Below are 17614 nucleotides of genomic sequence, written 5' to 3' on the forward strand. Positions count from 1 at the left end.
CTCAACCGCCGTCGATGCAGGCACTGAGCGTCACGACGATGTCGGCCTCCGCGAGGAGGAAGCGCCCGTCGCTCAGCGCGGCCACGGCGGCGACCTTCTGCGACTGCGCGATCCGCAGCGTCGTCGCGACCTCGGCCCGCCCAGCGCGGGGACCGAGATGGAAGCGCGCCATGTCCGGAAAGGGGTTCTTCTCGGCGATGAGATGGATCCAGCGGACATGCTCGGCCGGCGTCATCGGGCTGTCGATGCGGATGCGGGTGTCGACGGCATTGCCGTTCTCGGCGAGCGCCGGGATCTCGAGCCTGATGCGCGCGCGCTCCGGCACAGCGCCTTCGGTGACGCGGGCAATGAGCTGCGCGAGGTCCGGCGGCGTGTCGGCGGCAGCCGCGGGCGGAAGCCCGGCGGCCAGCAGGCTGGCCGCCGGGCCCGCCAGCAGGCTGCGGCGGTCGATCCCCGCTTCAGTCCGCGCGGAGCGTGGCGAGATAGCTGACGACATCCTCGATCTCCTGGGCCGAGAGGGCGGGCTTGCCGCGATAGGCCGGGGCGACATCCTGCAGGTTTTCAGTCCTGAAATAGGGCGGCATCACGGTTTGCGGGTTCAAAAGCGAGGCATCGACCAGCCGCAGCCGAATCTGGCCGGCGTCCAGCCTCCCACCCACGCCAGCGAGCGGCGGCCCGATCGAGCCCTGGAACGGCTCCGACGGGTCAGCGCCGCGGTGGCAGATCAGGCAGTTGCCGCGCTCACGGTCCCGCACCAGCGCCGCGCCGCGCGGCGCATCGCCGGCGAGGCCGCCAAGCGGCGCGGGGATCGCGTCGCCGACGACCGCATAAGGTTCGAGCGCGGTGGCGGGCGACACGGCCGGCCAAGCCAGCAGCGCGGCGCCCAACCCGATCCGCGCCCGCATGCCGGCCCTGCTCACGCCTTCTTCAGGTCGGCGTTCTTGAGCGGCAGGTTGCGGATGCGCTTGCCGGTGGCGGCGAAGATCGCGTTCAGCACGGCAGGCGCCGCGACCGCGATCGTCGGTTCGCCGACGCCGCCCCAGAAACCGCCGGACGGCACCAGAACGGTCTCGACCGCGGGCATCGCCTCCAGCCGCATCACCTCGTAGGTGTCGAAGTTCTCCTGCTCGACGCGCCCGCCCTTGATGGTGATCTCGCCATAGAGCGCCGCCGAGAGACCGTAGACGAAGGAGCCCTCGATCTGGCGTTCCACCTGCGCCGGGTTGACGACATGGCCCGGATCGGTCGCCGCCACGATGCGAAGCACCTTGAGCTTGCCCTCGGGACTGACCGAGACCTCGGCCACGGCCGCGACATAGGCGCCGAAGCCCATGGTCTGGCAGATGCCGCGGAAGACACCGGCCGGCAGCGGCTTGCCCCATTCCGCCTTCTCGGCTGCGGCATTGAGCACGGCGAGATGCTTGGGATGGTTCTTCATCAGGGTCCGGCGGAACTCCAGCGGGTCCTTGCCGGCGGCATTGGCCAGTTCGTCGATGAAGGATTCGAGGTAGATCGCGTTCTGGTTCAGGTTGACGCCGCGCCAGAAGCCTGGCGGCACATGCGGATTGCGCATGGCGTGGTCGATCAGGAGATTCGGGATGGAATAGCCGATCGAGGCTTCGGGCCCCGAGGCGTTCAGCCCCTGGAAGACGACCGGGTCGCGACCGTTCTGGATGTTCTGCGGGAAGATGCCGGCGACGATCGACTGGCCGGAGATGCGCATGTGCAGGCCGGTCAGGTTGCCGTCCTTGTCGAGCGCGCCGGTCATCTTGCACTGGGTCAGCGGGTGGAAGCGGCCATGCAGCATGTCCTCCTCGCGCGACCAGATCAGCTTCACCGGCGTGCCGGGGATCTGCTTGGCGATCGCGACGACCTGGCGGACCCAGTCATGCACCGCGCCGCGCCGGCCGAAGCCACCGCCGAGATCGATCTTGTAGGCCTCGCATTTCGCGATCGGCAGGCCGGACGCCTCCGCCGCCGCGGCGAGCGCAGCCTCGCCGTTCTGCGTCGGCGTCCAGACCTCGCATTTCTCCGGCGTGTAGAGCGCCGTGGCGTTCATCGTCTCCATGCAGGCATGGTTCTGGAAGGGGTAGGAATAGACCGCCTCGATGGTGCGGGCGGCACCGGCCATCGCGGCCTTCACATCGCCGTTCTGGTTGCCGACCACGGCCTCGGGCACGTCCAGCCCTTCCTTCAGCCAGGCGGCGAGGCTCTCGCTGGAGACGTTGGCGTGCGGCCCCTCGTCCCAGACGATCGGCAGCGCATCGAGGGCCGTCTTGGCACGCCACCAGGTGTCGGCCACGACCGCAACCGCGCTGTCGCCGACCGGCAGGACGTGCTTCACGCCCGGCATGGCCTGGATCTTGGCGGCATCGAAGCTCTTAACCTTGCCGCCGAAGACGGGGCAGTCCTTGATTGCGGCGTTGAGCATCCCCGGCAGCTTGAAGTCCATGCCGTAGATTTTGGCGCCGTTGGTCTTGTCGGCGGTGTCGAGCCGGGGCAGCGGCTTGCCGGCGATGGTCCAGTCCTTCGGATCCTTCAGCGCCACATCCTTGGGCGCCTCAAGCTTGGCCGCCGCAGTGGCGACCTGGCCGTAGCGCAGCGAGCGGCCAGAGACCTTGTGGGTAATGACGCTCTTCTCGGCGCTGCATTCGGCGGCCGGCACCTTCCATTCGTTGGCGGCCGCCTGGATCAGCATGGTGCGCGCAGCAGCGCCGCCCTTGCGGACATATTCGTGGCTCTCGCGGATGCCGCGGCTGCCGCCGGTCGAGAAATTGCCCCAGATGCGGTTGCGGGCGACGTTCTGGCCGGGCGTGGGGTATTCGGTCGTGACCTTCGCCCAATCGCAGTTCAGCTCCTCGGCGACGAGCTGGGCGAGACCGGTCAACGTGCCCTGCCCCATTTCCGAGCGGGCGATGCGGATCACCACCTTGTCGTCGGGATGGATGACGACCCAGGCATTGATCTCGGGCACGGCGCCCTGCGCGTTGGCCTCGCCGAAGGGGATGGCGAAGCCGAAGCTGAACGCGCCGGCGGCCGCGGCCGAGCCGGCGAGCAGGCTGCGGCGGGAGAGCGCCGGGCCGGTGGAAGGCTTGTTGGCAGAGAGGGTCGTCATGTCGTCCTCCGGATCAGGTTGGCGCGAGGGAGGCGGCGGGCGATGATCGCACCGGCCTCGACCCCGCGGGGAAGGGAAGCAGGCGAAAGATCAGCCGCGGCCGAGCGTTCCGCCCGCGACGACGTCGAGGATCGCGGTCTTCACCCGCGCATAGGTGCCGCAGCGGCAGATATTGGTGATCTCGGCTGCGATGTCGGCCTCGGTCGCCTTCGGATTAGCCTGCAGCAGCGCCGCGGTCGCCATGATCATGCCGCTCTGGCAGAAGCCGCATTGCGGCACGTCGTGCTTGATCCAGGCCTGCTGGATCGGATGCTTGCCGTCGGGGGAGAGGCCCTCGATGGTGACGATCTTCTGCTCGGCGGTGACCGCATCGAGCGGCAAGGCGCAGGCGCGCGTCGCCACGCCGTCGATATGGACCGTGCAGGCGCCGCACTGGGCGACACCGCAGCCATATTTCGTGCCGGTCAGGCCGATCTGTTCGCGGATGACCCAGAGCAGCGGCGTATCGCCGGCTGCCTCGACGTCGATGATCTTGCCGTTCACATTGAGCTTCGCCACCGCAGACCTCCCGGTTCTTGGATCAAGAAGGACAGCGGGAGAGCCAGCGCGCCCCGCCGCAAAGCCGGCACGCGCCGCGGCGCACCAGCCAGACTTGAATTGGAACAGAGTGAAGCTCAGTTGCGGCCGCAAGCCAACCACCGCCGCCGCCGCGATCACGCGGCGTGAAAGGTCGATTTTTCTCCTCCCTGGCACCGACACGGCCGATTTTCCGCGTCGGCGCAGGGTTTGACGACGGGAACGACCCGCGCGACCGGGAGAGGCTCCCGGCTCGGAATCACGGCAACGTGATGGCGGTCTTCAGCGCCCGACGCCGTCGAGGTTGGCGGTCGTCCGAGACCTGCCGCGGCGCGCCGGAGCGGCCGGCGGTTTTGCCTGTGCCTGAACCTGCGGCGCGTCCTCGCCCGCATGCTCGAAGGCCCAGATTTCCTTGGCGCGGTCCCAGTGCCGGCGGTCCTCGCCATCGGGGCGCCCATCCTCGGTCCAGAGGCGGTAGGCGATCTTCCTGATCTCGCCGAGAGCCTTGTCGTCTTCCATGATGGATCCTCCATCTTGCGGCCGATGCCGGCCCGTCGCGGGCGGCAAGCCCTCTCCGCAGAACCCCGCTCCGGCGTCGACGTTCCCGGCTGCGCGTCAGTTCGGGATCGTCACAAGCCTAGCCGAGCGGCGCCGTCGGCTCGACCGGCAAGGTGACGATGCGGATGGCCGTATCGTCGGGGTCGTTGGCAATGTCGAAGCCGAGCTGGCGGCAGAGTGCGAGCATGCGCGTGTTCTCGGCCAGGACCTGGCTGCGGATGATCTTGAGCCCCTCCGCCCGCGCCCATTCGATGATCAGCGTCATCAAGCTCCAGCCCAGCCCCAGCCCCTTCATGTCCGAGCGCAGGAGGATGGCGTATTCGGCCTCCTCATGGGCGATGTCGGCATGGAGGCGCACCACCCCCGCGACCTCGCCCGCCTCGTCCAGCGCCACGAAGGCCATGGCGCGCGCGTAGTCGAGCTGCGTCAGATGCGCGAGGAAGGCATGGCTGAAGGCCTTCACCGGCGCGAAGAAGCGCAGTCGCAGATCCTCCGGCGTGACCTTCGTGAGCATCTCCGCGATGGCCCCCTCGTCGTCGGGGCGGATCGGCCGCACGTCGAAGGTACGGCCGCCCCGCAACGCCATCCGCTTCGCCCAGGATGCGGGATAGGGCCGGATCGCCGGGCGGCGGCGCTGCTCGGGCCGGCGCTCCAGCATGATGCGGGCATCGACAGCGATGACGCCGGTCTCGTCGGCGAGAAGGGGGTTGAGGTCGAGCTCGCGGATCTCGGGCAAATCGACCGCCATCTGGCCGACGGCGACGATCGCAGCCGCAACCGCCTCAAGCTTTGCAGCGGGCACGTCGCGATAGGCGGCGAGCACGCGCGAGACGCGGGTCCGCGCGATCAGTCGCGCCGCGAGGCCGAGATCGAGCGGCGGCAGGGCGACATGGCTGTCGTCGATCAGCTCGGCGGCCGTCCCGCCCCGGCCGAAGACGACGACCGGGCCGAAGCAGGGATCGGTGGCGAAGCCGACGATGAGTTCGCGGGCCTTGGCGCGCTGGGCCATGGGCTGCACGGCCAGCCCGGTGATGCGCGCGCGGGGCCGCTCCTGCGTGACCCGCGCCAGTATGCGCTGCGCCGCATCGCGGATCGCGGCCTCGGTCGCAAGATCGAGCGCGACGCCGCCGACATCGGATTTGTGGACGATGTCGGGCGAGACGATCTTCAGCGCCACCGGCCGGCCTGACGACAGGAAGGGCTTGGCCGCGACCAGCGCCGCCTCGACATCCGCAGCCAGCACCGGCTTCAGCTCGGGAACGCGATAGATCGCCAGCAGCGCGGAGACCTCGCCGGCGTCGAGCCAGTCGCGCTCCTGCGCCAGCGCGCGGGCGACGATGGCGCGTGCCTGAGCGAGGTCGGGCGGCGGCACCTCGCCCGCCGCGGGCGGCGTCGCCATCAGTTCGGTCTGGAGGCGGGCATGGCGCAGCAAATGCTGGAAGCCGAGGACGGCTTCCGCGCCGGTCGCGAAGGAGGGCAACCCGGCGGCGGCGAAGCGCGCGCCGATCGCCTCGTCCCCGCCAATCCAGGCCGCCAGGACGAGCTTGCCGCGCCCGGCCTCCTGCGCCGCGGCGACGACCGCCTCCGCGCAGGCTTCCGCCTCGGCGAGGCGATGCGGCGCATGCACGGCCAGAACCGCGTCGACGCCGCCATCGGCGAGCAGGGCTGTGACGGTCTGAGCATAATCAGCCGGCGTCGCGACCTCGACGATCGCCTCGCGTTCGGCCTCGATCGCGTCGCCGTCGCGAAGCGCCAGCCGACCCCCGAGCTGTCGCAGCCGCCCGGCCGCGAGAGCGGCGAGGCCCGCGCCATTGCTGACGATCGCCAGACGGCCGCCGACGAGCTGGCGGCTGCGCCCGAGCGTTTCCGCCGCGGCGAAGAGCTCGTCGAGATCGTTGACGCGCAGCAGGCCGGCACGGTGGAAGGCGGCGTCATGGGCGCGGTCGGAGGTCACGATCAGGCCGGCATGGGTCAGTCCCCCGCTCCGGTCGGATGGCTGCCAGGGCTTCAGCACGAGCACCGGCTTGAGACGAGCCGCCGCCCGCGCCGAGGAGAGGAAGCGCCCCGCATCCTCGACCTCGTCCAGCGCCAGCAGGATCGCGCGGGTGCGGCCGTCCTGCCCGAAATGGTCGAGCGCGTCGGCGAGGTCGATGTCGGCGGCAGCGCCCAGCGTGACGACGCCGGAGAAGCCGACGCCGCGGCGCGCCGCCCAGGCCAGGATGCCGGCCGCGATCGAATTGGACTGCGCCACCAGCGCGAGGCTGCCGGCACCCGGCACGAGGGGGGCGAAGCTCGCATTGAGGTGGAGGCGCGGCGCGACGAGGCCCATCGAGTCGGGGCCCAGCAGCCGGACGCCCGCGCGGCGCGCGGCCTCGGCCAGAACAGCCGCATCGGAGCGATCGCCATCCACGACCAGCACGCCGGCGCAGCCGCGCCGACCCGCCGCGGCGATGGTCTCGGCCGCAGCAGCGGCCGGGGCGATGACGAGATCGACGGGCACTGGCAAGTCGTCCAACCGGGCCAGGGGCTCGAAGCCCTCGGCTCGTCCTCCCACGATGAAGCGGCGACCGCCAAAGCCTTCCGCGGCGAGCCCTTCGAGAAGCGGCCCGGTCGATGCGCCGGGCGGTGCGAGGACCGCCAGCGAGCCGGGTTCCAGCATGCGTTTCAGTCGATCCGTGCCCATCTGCGCAGCGTAGCCGATTCGTGTGCAGGCGTATGTGACGGCCGCCACGGGAACCCTTGCTCCCGATCCGGCTTTCGACCAGAGGGGGACCGACGCCCCGACGACCAGGACGCGCCATGCCCATCGCCTTCGACAACACCTACGCACAATTGCCCGAGCGCTTCTTTGCGCTGACCCCGCCCACGCCCGTGCCGCAGCCGCGGCTGGTGCGCCTCAACCAGGCGCTGGCCGACGAGCTGGGGCTCGACCCGCTCTGGCTCTCGGGACCGGAAGGGCTTGCCATGCTCGCCGGCAATGCGGTTGTGGAGGGCTCGACGCCGATCGCGACCGCCTATGCCGGGCACCAGTTCGGGGGCTTCGTGCCGCAGCTCGGCGACGGCCGCGCGATCCTGCTGGGCGAAGTGATCGACCGCCTCGGCCGACGCCGCGACATCCAGCTCAAGGGGGCCGGACGCACGCGCTATTCGCGCGGCGGCGACGGCCGCGCCGCCGTCGGGCCGGTGATGCGCGAATACATCGTCAGCGAGGCGATGGCGGCGCTCGGCATCCCGACGACGCGGGCGCTCGCCTTCGTGCTGACCGGAGCGCCGGTGATGCGCGACGAGATCCTGCCCGGCGCCGTGCTGACCCGCATCGCCGCCAGCCATATCCGCGTCGGCACCTTCCAGTTCTTCGCGGCCCGGCAGGACACCGAGGGGCTGCGGGCGCTCGCGGACCATGTCATCGCGCGCCACCATCCGCAGGCGGCGGAAGCGGAGAACCGCTATCTCGGCCTGCTCGAGGCGGTGATCGCGGTGCAAGCAGACCTGATGGTGCGCTGGCTGCTGGTCGGCTTCATCCATGGCGTGATGAACACCGATAATGTCTCGATCGCGGGGGAGACCATCGATTACGGCCCCTGCGCCTTCCTCGACGCCTACGACCCTGCGACCGTCTTCAGCTCGATCGACACCGGCGGGCGCTATGCCTATGGCAACCAGCCCACGATGGCGCTGTGGAACCTGACGCGGCTCGCCGAGGCGCTGCTGCCGCTGCTCGACGAGGAGAGCGACAAGGCCGTGCAGCTGGCGCAGGACGCGCTTTCCGGCTTCTCCGCCCGCTTCCAGGCTGGCTACGATGCCGGCATCGCGCGCAAGCTCGGCCTGCCCGGCGACAGCGAGGCCGACACGGTGCTCGGGGCGGAGTTCCTCGGGCTGCTCGGGGCGCGCGAGGCGGACTTCACCCTGACCTTCCGCCATCTTGCACGGCTGCAGGCCGGCCGCGCCGACGAGGCGCCGCTGCGGGCCGTGCTGTCGGACGATCCGGCGCTGGATGGCTGGCTGGCGCGCTGGCGCGAGCGAAGCGCTGATGCGGCACCGGGCGCACTGCTGCACGTCAACCCGGCCTATATCCCGCGCAATCACCGCGTCGAGGCCGCCATCGCGGCCGCGCAGGAGCGGGACGATTTCGGCCCCTTCGAGGAGCTGCTGGCGGTGCTGGCCGAGCCCTTCGTCGAGCATACCGGCTATGCGGATTACGAGAATCCGCCGCTGCCGGAGGAGCGCGTGCTGCGCACCTTCTGCGGCACCTGAGCGGCGCGGGCCGCCGGCCCGCCTCGCCGCCATGCGCGCCACGCCGGCCCCGGCCCGCGCAACGCAGGCCGGGCCATCTGTCGCGCCCCGCCCCCGTCATGCTCTGATCGCGCGCCGGCCACCCAAGAGCCGCAGCGAGGAGACCGACGATGGATGGCCGCCGCCCGACGATCCAGTCCCGCCACGGCATGGTCGCCGCGGCCCATCCGCTCGCGGCCCAGGCAGGCGCGCGACTGCTGATCCAGGGCGGCAACGCGTTTGACGCGATTGCCGCCACCGCGGCGGCGCTGACCGTGGTCGAGCCCTTCATGTCGAGCCTGTCGGGCATGGGTTCGGCGACGCTCTGGTCGGCGGCGGAGGGCCGCGTCAGCGTGCTCGACTTCGTGCCGCCGATCCAGAAGAGCTTCCCGGCCGAGCGCTTCACGCAGCGCAGCGATCTCGAGCGCGGACCCCATGCCGTGGCGATGCCGGGAAACCTCGCCGGCTGGTGCGAACTCGTCTCGCGCCATGGCCGCAAGACGCTGGCCGAGGTCTTCGCGCCGGCGATCGCGCTGGCGCGAGACGGCTTCGCCCTCTCGGAATTCGGCGTCGCCGAGTTCAATGAACAGGCGCCGCTGCTGCAGGCCTGGACCGAGCTCTATCCCGGTTTCACGGCCAACTATCTGCCCGAGGGCGGCCCCGTCCGCGTCGGCCAGGTGCTGCGCCAGCCCGATCTCGCGACGACATTCACCGCCATCGCGGCGGAGGGTCCTGATCATCTCTATCGCGGCGCGCTGGGGCAGCGCATCGTCGCCCATCTGCGTTCGCTTGGCGGGTTGATGACGATGGAGGATCTCGCGGCGGTCGCACCGCGCTGGCGCGAGCCTTTTGCTGCCTCCTATCGCGGCCTGACCGTCCATGTGCCGCCGCCGCCCTGCGAGGCCTTCCAGTTCCTGCTAAGCCTGAAGATCCTCGAGGGCTGCGATCTCGGCGCCCTCGTCAAGGACGGGCCAGAGCATCTCGACCTCGTCTTCCGCGCGATCCGGCTGGCGGCGGGCGTCCGCATCGCCGCCAACAATCCCTCGCCCGATCGCCTCGCCGCCATCTTCACGGAGGATGCGCTGGCCGCGCTGCGCCGGCGCCTGATCGATGGCGCGCCGGTCGAGGGGCCCACGGAGCAATGGACGCCGCAGCAAGGCGAGGACCCGGCGCATACGACATCCTTCTCGGCGGCGGATGCGGAGGGCAATCTGGTGTGCATCACCAACAGCCTCGGCAGCCCCTTCGGCAGCGGGATCGTGGTCCCCGGCACGGGCGTCTGCCTCAACAATTTCCTGTACTGGTCGGATGTCCAGACCGGCAGCCCGAACCGCTCCAAGCCCGGCGACGAACTGCCGATGTGCATGTCGCCCAGCCTGTCGACACGGGACGGCCGCCCCGTGCTCGCGCTCGGCACGCCGGGCAGCTACGGCATCATGCAGACGCAGACCCAGGCGATGGTGCAGCATCTCGATTTCGGCCTGCCGCTGCAGGATGCGATCGAGGCGCCGCGCGCCCGGCTCTGGGATGGGCGGGCGATCGAAGCCGAGAACCGGATTGCGCCGGATACGCTGGCCGAACTGCGCCGGCGCGGCCACGCCATTACCGCCTTCGACACCGGCTGGACCATGCGCTGCGGCGGCATGCAGGCGGTGTCGGTCGACCCCGTCACCGGCGTGATGACCGGCGCGGCTGATCCGCGCCGGGATGGGTATGTCGTGGCGGTGTGAGGGCTGCCCTCAGCCGCGGCTGGCGGTGCAGACGATCTCGATCAGCGCGCCGCCAAGATCGGCGACGCCGACGGTCGCGCGGGTTGGCAAGGCGTCGCCGAAGAACGCGGTCCAGACCGGGTCCATTTCCTTCTTGCCGGGCAGATCGGTGACGAAGATCGTCGCGGCGACGATCGCCTTGCGGTCGAGCCCGACCTCGCCGAGATAGCCCTCGATCTTGGTCAGGATGTTCTGGGTCTGCGGGCCCATCGACTGGGTGATGTCGTCGGCGATGCAGCCGCCGACGAAGACGAGGTTGCCGGCCTCGACGACGCGGTTCTGGATCGGGGTCTTGATGCTGCGCTTGATGGTCATGGTCTTCTCTCCTGCTTGGGACAAAGTGTGAGTGTAGGAAACCAGGGTGTCATCCCGGACAAGCCGCGTCAGCGGCGCCGATCCGGGATCCATTCCTGAACGGTTCCGGCATGGATCCCGGGTCTCCCTGCGGTCGCCCGGGATGACGGCGGCGGTCAGTGAGCACTGTGGACAGCGCTCTCGGTCTCGGTCGCAAACCGAGCGATGCCGAGCCCGTCGATCGGGACGTTGCTCGAGCCGGTGGCGATGATCTCGGCCATCACGGCCCCGGCGCCCGGCCCGAGCTGGAAGCCATGGGCCGAAAAGCCGAACTGGTGGTAGACGCCCTCATGCTTCGCGCTCTTGCCGAAGACGGGCAGATCGTCGGGCATGCGCGCCTCGATGCCGGCCCAGGCGCGCAGGATCGGCGCCCCGCGCATGATCGGGAACAGGTCCCAGACCGTCTTGGCATTGGTCGCGAGCTTGCCCCAGTCGAGCACGGTGCGGTTCTCGTCGCGGATGGCGCGGCCGAGATAGCCGCCGCCGATCAGCACCGTGCCGTTCTCGAACTGCTTGAAGGAGAGCTTGCGCTTGCGCAGGATCACCACCGGCTTGATGAAGGCCGGCATTCGCGCCGTGATCATCAGCATCGGCGCGATGACCTCGAGCGGCACCGGCTCAGCCAGGTCGGCGGCGATGCGGTCGGCCCAAGCACCCGCGGCATTGACGATGCGGGGGGCCAGGAAGGCGCCCTGGTCGGTCTCGACACGCCAGTTGCCGCCGTCGCGGGCGACGCGGGTGACACGCACGCCCTCGCGGATATCGGCGCCGAGACTCTGCGCCTTGCGCTTGAAGGCTTGCGTTGCGCGTAAGGGGATCGCCGCGCCGTCGCGTCTTGAGACGACGCCGCCGGGGCAGGCGTCCGAGACCGCCGGCACGAGGCGGCGCAGTTCGGCCGCGTCGATGAGCTCCTCATGGTGGAAGCCGCGCAGGGTCAGGTCATCGACGCGGGCGCGGCAATTGCCGAGATCCTCCTCGTCCTCCGCGACCAGCACCTGCCCGTCGGAGGTAAAGCCGCAATCGTCGTCGACGAGGTCTTCGATCCGGTGCCAGAGCGCCATCGACGTGTTGGAGAGAGGAATCTCCGCGACATGGCGTGCCAGCTGGCGCACGCCGCCGGCATTGACGCCGGAGGCATGGCGTCCGGCATGGTCCTTCTCGATCAGGATGACCGACAGCCCACGCATCGCGCAGTGCAACGCCGTCGAACAGCCATGAATGCCGCCACCGATGACGATGACGTCGGCGCTGCGGCGCCCTTCGCTCACCGCACCACCGCTTTGACGGCGGCGTCCGTCGGCGGCAGGGCTGCGAGTTCGGCGAGCGTCACCGGCTTCACCGGCGGGCGCAGCCGGTAGTAGCCGGTCTCCTCGGCCGAGACACCACGCTCCTGCGCGATCACCTCGACCACGGTCGGGCCACAGAGGCGACCCTGGCAGGGGCCCATGCCGCAGCGCAGGAAGGCCTTCATCTGGTTGGGGCCGGTGACGCCGAGGCGCCGCGCCGTATCGCGGATCTGGCCGGCCGTGACCTCCTCGCAGCGGCAGACGATGGTCTCATCCGCCGGGGGCGCGAGGAACTGCGGCGCCGGGCGATAGAGCAGGTCGAGGAAACGCCGCCCGCGCAGGCTGCGGGCGAGTTCGGCCTGCGTGGGAGCGGCCTTCTCGTTGCGCTGCGCTTCCGAGATCCGGCCGAGCCGGCGCGCGGCGTCGAGCGCAGCGATCTCGCCGCGCAGCGCCGCGCTCTCGGCGCCGCCGATCCCCGCCCCGTCGCCGGCAATCGCGATGCCGGGGATCGAGGACGCGAACCAGTCATCCACCGTCGGCGTCCAGCAATGCTGAACCGTGTCGAAATGCTGCGCGCAGCCGGCTGCGTTGGCGAGGTTGATGCCGGGAATGACGCCCTGGTGCAGCAGCAGCGCGTCGCAGGGGATAGTCTCGGTCGCCCCTCCACGCGTCACCATCACGCCGGTGAGCGTGCCGGAGCCTTCGGCCGCCAGCGCAGTAACGCCGGTTTTGAACGGCAGCTTGCCCCGCGCCGCCGCCATCAGCTTCAGGCCCTTGGCGAGATAGGGCGAGCGCAGGAAATCGGGTAACGCGGCTATAGCCGTCAGCCAGTTGCGGCGCGGCGTCGTGTCGAGCACCGCGACGATGTTGGCGCCGGCCGCCGCGAGCTGGCCGGCGAGCAGATAGAGCAAGGGGCCGCAGCCGGCGATCACGGTGCGGCCGCTCGGCACGAGGCCCGAGGCCTTGAGCGCGATCTGGGCGGCGCCCGCGGTCATCACGCCCGGCAGGGTCCAGCCCGGGATCGGAAAGGGCCGCTCCTGCGCGCCCGTCGCCAGGATGACCTGACCGGCGGAAATCAGCCGCGCCTGGCCGGCGAGCGAGAGGCCGAGTTCGACACCGCCGGCCTCGTCGGGCGCGACCGACCAGACGGTGCAGCCCGGCGCATAGGCGGTTGTCGTCGGCTTGAGCCGCTCGGCCAGCGCCCCGCCCTTCCAATAGTCCTCGCCCAGCACGGCGCGCGGCGTGACCGGCGTCGTGGTGATGGCGCGGTAGATCTGGCCGCCCGGCGCCGGGTTCTCGTCGGCGAGCAGCACGGAGAGGCCCAGTTCGGCCGCGCGCGCGGCGGCGGCGAGCCCGGCCGGGCCGGCGCCGACCACCGCGATATCGTAATGCTCGGCGACCTGGCCGATGGTCTCGATTGTGATCATGACTGGGCCCCATCGGGATGGCGGCGCCCGGCCTGGGTTTCGATCCGCATGCCCTCGCGCAGCGGCACGAGGCAGCCCTGGCGGTTGCCGACGCCGTCGATGACGACGAGGCAGTCGAAGCAGACGCCCATCATGCAATAGGGGCCGCGATCTGCACCCGAGACCGGCGTCTGGCGACAGGCCTGGACGCCATTGGCGAGAAGGGCTGCCGCGACCGTGTCACCGGCGCGCGCCGTCAGGGCACGCCCGTCGAAGGTGAAGCCGAGCGCATCGGCCGCCTTCACCTCATGCATGGGCCGGAACATGGAACCTCCGTGCGGAAAAGGCATCGAGCGTGTCGGGCAGGCCGCCCGCGAGAATGGCAGGCGCCAGCGTCAGGACGTGGTTGGCGGCCAGCGTCACGCCGGAATGGCAGGTGACGACGAAGGCACCGGGGTGGCTGAGCGACTGGTCGTAGATCGGGAAGCCATCCGGGCTCATCACCCGCAGCGCCGACCAAGAGCGCACGACATTAAGGCCGGCCAGGCGCGGGAACATGCGGACCGCGCGCTCGGCCATCACCGAGAGGATCGGCTGGCGCACGACCGTGTCGAACCCGCGATCCTCCTGGCTGTCGCCGATCATGATGCCGCCCTCGTCGGTCTGGCGGATGGTCACCATCGGGTTGTGCAGGAAGGCGTCGGTCTTCTCGGTGACGATGATCTGGCCCTTGCTCGGCTTCACCGGCGCATCAAGCCCGACCATGGGCGCGAGCCGCGCATTGCCGAGGCCGGCCGCGAGCACGACCTTGCCCGCCGCGATCTCACCGAAGGCCCCCTTCAGCCGGAAGCCGCCGTCGCTTTGTGTGATGCTGTCGACCGTGCAGTTGGGGCGGTAATCGACGCCGCGACGCTGCGTGGCCTCGTGCAGCGCGCGGAACAGCTTCAGCGAATTCACATGGCCGTCGAGCGGGCTGTAGACCGAACCGACGACATCGGGGCCAATATCCGGCAGGCGGCGCTTGGTCTCGTCATGATCGAGGATCTCGTAGGGGAAATCGCTCAGCGACATCTGGTTGTGCAGCCGCAGCATGGTCTGGCGGCGCTGCTCCAGCTCGGCCTCGGACAGGCAGAGCATGAAGCCGCCGGGCTGGCTGTGGGCGACGTCGATGCCGGTCTCCTCTGCGAGCACGCCGGCGAGCTGGTGCCATTGCTCGGCGGAGCGGCGCGACCACATCGCGTATTCGGGCATGCCCAGCCCCTTGGACTGGACCCAGACCAGCGCGAAATTCCCACGCGAGGCGCGGAAGGCGACGTCGCCCTCGTCGAGGATGGTGACGCGGGCGCCGCCGCTCGCCAGGCCGAGTGCCATGGCGCCACCAACGACTCCACCGCCGACGACGACGATGTCGGCTTCCGATGACAATGCTGAGGTGGTCACGTCTGTCAGCCCTTTCCGGATCCGACGAAGAGGCGGTCGAGCCCGAACAACCGGTCGAGCGCGAAGAGCAGGATCGCGGTCATGGCGATCAGGCAGGCGGAGACCGCCGCGATCAGCGGGTCGATATTGTCCTGGATGTAGAGGAACATGCGCACCGGCAGCGTCACGGTCGCCGGCGAGGCAATGAACACGGTCATCGTCACCTCGTCGAAGGAGTTGATCGCCGCCAAGAGCCAGCCCGAAACGACGCCGGGCAGGATCAGCGGAAGCGTCACCCGGCGAAACACCGTGGTCGTCCCGGCGCCCAGCGAGATCGCGGCGTGCTCGATGCGCCGGTCGATGCCGTAGGAGGCGGCCAGCACCAGCCGCAGCGCGAAGGGGATGATGACGATGATGTGGCTCAGCACCAGGCCGACGAACGAGCCGGAGATGCCGATCTGCGTGAAGAAGCGCAGGAAGGCGATGCCGAGCACCACATGCGGCACCATCAGCGGCGACATGAACAGCGCCGTGATCGCCTCGCGACCGGGGAAGCGGTAGCGCGCGATGGCAAGCGCGGCGGGCATTGCCAGCATGATCGCGATGGTGGAGGAGAGCGCCGCCAGCCAGAGCGAGTCGCGGAAGGCGCGGATGAACTCGGGATAGTCGAAGATCGCCTTGAACCAGCGCAGGCTGGGGCCGCGCGTCGGCAGCGAGAGATAGCCCTCGGGCGTGAAGGCGACGACGCAGACGATCAGCAGCGGCGCCAGCATGAAGACGATGAAGAGGCCGTGGAAGATCAGCGCGGGGATGCCGTTGCGTCTCATTCGAACACCTGTGCGTAGCGGCGCTCGATCAGCCGGTTGGAGCCGACGGTGATCAACACGAGCGCGACGAGCAGCAGCGTCGCCACCGCGGCGCCGAGCGGCCAGTTCAGCGTGTTCAGGAACTCGTCATAGGCCAGCGTCGAGGCGACCTTCAGACGGCGGCCGCCGATAATCGCCGGCGAGGCGAAGGCGCTCGCCGCCAGCGCGAAGACGATGATCGAACCCGAGAGGATGCCCGGCACGATCTGCGGCAGGATCACGCGCCGCCAGATCGTGGCACGGCCGGCGCCCAGCGACAGCGCGGCATTCTCGATCTGCGGGTCGAGCCGCTGCAGCGAGGCCCAGACGGCGAGGATCATGAAGGGGATCAGCACATGGATCAGCGCGATGACGACGCCGGTCTCGGTGAACATGAACTCGAGCGGCGTCTTGATCAGTCCGAGCGCGATCAGGCCCTGGTTGACGAGGCCGGTCGAGCCGAGGAGCAAGGCCCAGCCGAGCGTGCGCGCCACGACCGAGACCAGGAGCGGGCCGATGATCGCGAGCAGGAAGGCACTGCGCCAGGCCGGCGACATGCGGTTGAGGATATAGGCCTCGGGAACGCCGATGACGATCGCCGCCAGTGTGACCAGGATCGCGATGCGGAAGGTCCGCATGAAGATTTCGAAGAAGTAGGAATCGGTGAAGACCTCGATCCAGTTCTTCAGCGTGAACTCCGGAACGATGCCCTTGTACTGCCCCCAGTCGTAGAAGGAGAGCAGCACGGTCATGCCCAGCGGGATGATCACCAGCCCGAGGAAGACCAGCAGCGCCGGCCCGGTCAGCAGGAAGGGCGCGCTGCGCTGCGTGACGACGCCGCTCATGCCGCCGCTCCGGCCGGCAGGAGGGCCGCGTCGGCGGCCGAGAAGCGCAGCCGCACCGTCTCGCCCTCGCCCGGCACCGCAGCACCGTCATTGCCGCGCATCAGGGTGAGCGCGCCCGCCGCGCTCTCGGCGGTCAGCAGCCAGTGCGTGCCCTGGAAGACGCGCCCCTTGATGCGGGCCTCGAGGCCCGGCTCGCCGGCCGGCGCGAAGGTCAGGCGCTCGGGCCGGACCGCGAGGTTCAGCGGCCCCTTTCCGGCACCCGGCAGCGGCAAGACGAGGCCGCCGACGGTGACCGCGCCCTGCCCGTCGCCGGTGGCGGCGAGAACATTGGTCTTGCCGAGGAAACTCGCGACGAAGGCGCTGGCCGGCCGGTCATAGACCTCGTGGGGTGCGCCGATCTGCTCGATGCGGCCCTGGTTCATCAGCACGATGCGGTCGGATAGCGCCATCGCCTCGTGCTGGTCATGGGTGACGAGGATCGTGGTGGTACCGACGGAGCGCTGGATCTGGCGCAGCTCGCTTTGCATTTCCTCGCGCAGCTTGGCGTCGAGATTGGAGAGCGGCTCGTCGAGGAGAAGCAGCGCCGGCTTGATCACCAGGGCGCGGGCCAGCGCCACGCGTTGCTGCTGGCCGCCCGACATTCGGCGCGGATAGCGATCGGCGAAGCCCTTGAGGCCGACGAGTTCCATCGCCTCCTGCGTACGCCGGTCGCGATCGGCCTTGGGCACGTCGCGCATTTCGAGCCCGAAGGCGATGTTCTCCGCGACCGTCATGTGCGGAAACAGCGCATAGCTCTGGAAGACGATGCCGAGACCACGCTTGTTGGGCGCCACCGAGACGAGATCGGCGCCGTCGAGCCGGATGCCGCCCTGGTCGACATCGACGAAGCCGGCGATCATCTGCAGCGTCGTGGTCTTGCCGCAGCCCGAGGGGCCGAGCAGCGAGACGAATTCACCGCGCTCGACGGAGAGGTTCATGGCGTCGACGGCGGTGAAGCCGCCGAAGCGCTTGGTCAGGCCGTCGAGGACGAGGTGGGACATGGGGCTTTCGAAGGTTTCTGCTCAAAGATCGGGCGTCATGGTCGGGCCTTGCCCCGACCATCTCAGGACGTCTGGACGAGATGCTCGTCACCCGATTCTCGGGTCGCCGCTTCGTGGCGCCCGAGAAGG

Annotated in this window: 16 protein-coding genes; 2 read left to right on the plus strand and 14 right to left on the minus strand. The window is 69.8% G+C overall.

Annotated elements, in window-relative coordinates; genetic code table 11:
* Window position 1: 1 nt before the first annotated feature.
* From ABIE41_RS01500 to ABIE41_RS01525, 6 genes are all read right to left on the minus strand, one after another.
* Window positions 2–496, minus strand: a complete 495-nt coding sequence (locus ABIE41_RS01500; RefSeq protein WP_192643076.1) for a thiosulfate oxidation carrier protein SoxY — start codon at window positions 494–496, stop codon at window positions 2–4.
* Entirely contained in the window at window positions 459–905 is a 447-nt protein-coding gene (soxX, locus tag ABIE41_RS01505) for a sulfur oxidation c-type cytochrome SoxX (protein ID WP_192643077.1), read from the minus strand. Before soxX ends, ABIE41_RS01500 begins: the two co-directional genes overlap by 38 nt.
* 11 nt (window positions 906–916) lie before the next feature.
* Entirely contained in the window at window positions 917–3115 is a 2199-nt protein-coding gene (locus tag ABIE41_RS01510; RefSeq protein WP_192643078.1) for a xanthine dehydrogenase family protein molybdopterin-binding subunit, read from the minus strand.
* A 90-nt stretch (window positions 3116–3205) separates the two neighbouring features.
* Window positions 3206–3673 carry a (2Fe-2S)-binding protein gene (locus ABIE41_RS01515; protein WP_192643079.1) on the minus strand — a complete coding sequence of 156 codons (468 nt, stop codon included), beginning with the start codon at window positions 3671–3673 and terminating at the stop codon, window positions 3206–3208.
* Window positions 3674–3973: 300 nt separating this feature from the next.
* Window positions 3974–4210, minus strand: a complete 237-nt coding sequence (locus ABIE41_RS01520; RefSeq protein ID WP_192643080.1) for a DUF2934 domain-containing protein — start codon at window positions 4208–4210, stop codon at window positions 3974–3976.
* Between the two features lie 118 nt (window positions 4211–4328).
* The gene (locus ABIE41_RS01525; protein ID WP_192643712.1) at window positions 4329–6932 is read right to left on the minus strand and encodes a GNAT family N-acetyltransferase; all 2604 of its coding nucleotides are present in this window, start codon (window positions 6930–6932) and stop codon (window positions 4329–4331) included.
* A gap of 116 nt (window positions 6933–7048) precedes the next feature.
* Between ABIE41_RS01525 and ABIE41_RS01530 the strand changes: the two genes are divergently transcribed.
* On the plus strand, window positions 7049–8503 hold the full coding sequence (locus ABIE41_RS01530) for a protein adenylyltransferase SelO (protein WP_192643081.1): 1455 nt from the start codon (window positions 7049–7051) through the stop codon (window positions 8501–8503).
* A gap of 149 nt (window positions 8504–8652) precedes the next feature.
* Window positions 8653–10251 (plus strand): gamma-glutamyltransferase family protein, encoded by a 1599-nt coding sequence (locus tag ABIE41_RS01535; RefSeq protein WP_192643082.1) that lies wholly within the window; start codon window positions 8653–8655, stop codon window positions 10249–10251.
* A gap of 9 nt (window positions 10252–10260) precedes the next feature.
* Here the strand turns inward: ABIE41_RS01535 and ABIE41_RS01540 are convergent, their stop codons facing one another.
* The 8 genes from ABIE41_RS01540 to ABIE41_RS01575 form a co-directional block, all read right to left on the minus strand.
* Entirely contained in the window at window positions 10261–10605 is a 345-nt protein-coding gene (locus ABIE41_RS01540; RefSeq protein WP_192643083.1) for a Rid family hydrolase, read from the minus strand.
* A 155-nt stretch (window positions 10606–10760) separates the two neighbouring features.
* Window positions 10761–11912, minus strand: coding sequence for an NAD(P)/FAD-dependent oxidoreductase (locus ABIE41_RS01545; protein WP_192643084.1), 1152 nt, complete (start codon window positions 11910–11912; stop codon window positions 10761–10763).
* Window positions 11909–13357 carry an FAD-dependent oxidoreductase gene (locus tag ABIE41_RS01550; protein WP_192643085.1) on the minus strand — a complete coding sequence of 483 codons (1449 nt, stop codon included), beginning with the start codon at window positions 13355–13357 and terminating at the stop codon, window positions 11909–11911. Before ABIE41_RS01550 ends, ABIE41_RS01545 begins: the two co-directional genes overlap by 4 nt.
* Entirely contained in the window at window positions 13354–13650 is a 297-nt protein-coding gene (locus ABIE41_RS01555) for a (2Fe-2S)-binding protein (protein ID WP_465247108.1), read from the minus strand. Before ABIE41_RS01555 ends, ABIE41_RS01550 begins: the two co-directional genes overlap by 4 nt.
* Window positions 13643–14776: an NAD(P)/FAD-dependent oxidoreductase gene (locus ABIE41_RS01560; RefSeq protein WP_192643087.1), complete on the minus strand. Its 1134-nt coding sequence runs from the start codon at window positions 14774–14776 to the stop codon at window positions 13643–13645. The genes ABIE41_RS01555 and ABIE41_RS01560 overlap by 8 nt, the downstream gene beginning before the upstream one ends.
* A 5-nt stretch (window positions 14777–14781) precedes the next feature.
* Entirely contained in the window at window positions 14782–15582 is an 801-nt protein-coding gene (locus ABIE41_RS01565; protein WP_192643088.1) for an ABC transporter permease, read from the minus strand.
* Complete coding sequence (locus tag ABIE41_RS01570) at window positions 15579–16445, minus strand: ABC transporter permease (RefSeq protein ID WP_192643089.1); 867 nt, start codon at window positions 16443–16445, stop codon at window positions 15579–15581. Before ABIE41_RS01570 ends, ABIE41_RS01565 begins: the two co-directional genes overlap by 4 nt.
* Window positions 16442–17485: an ABC transporter ATP-binding protein gene (locus ABIE41_RS01575; protein WP_192643090.1), complete on the minus strand. Its 1044-nt coding sequence runs from the start codon at window positions 17483–17485 to the stop codon at window positions 16442–16444. Before ABIE41_RS01575 ends, ABIE41_RS01570 begins: the two co-directional genes overlap by 4 nt.
* Between the last annotated feature and the right edge of the window lie 129 nt (window positions 17486–17614).

This window comes from Bosea sp. OAE506 (assembly GCF_040546595.1).
Taxonomy (GTDB): Bacteria; Pseudomonadota; Alphaproteobacteria; order Rhizobiales; family Beijerinckiaceae; genus Allobosea.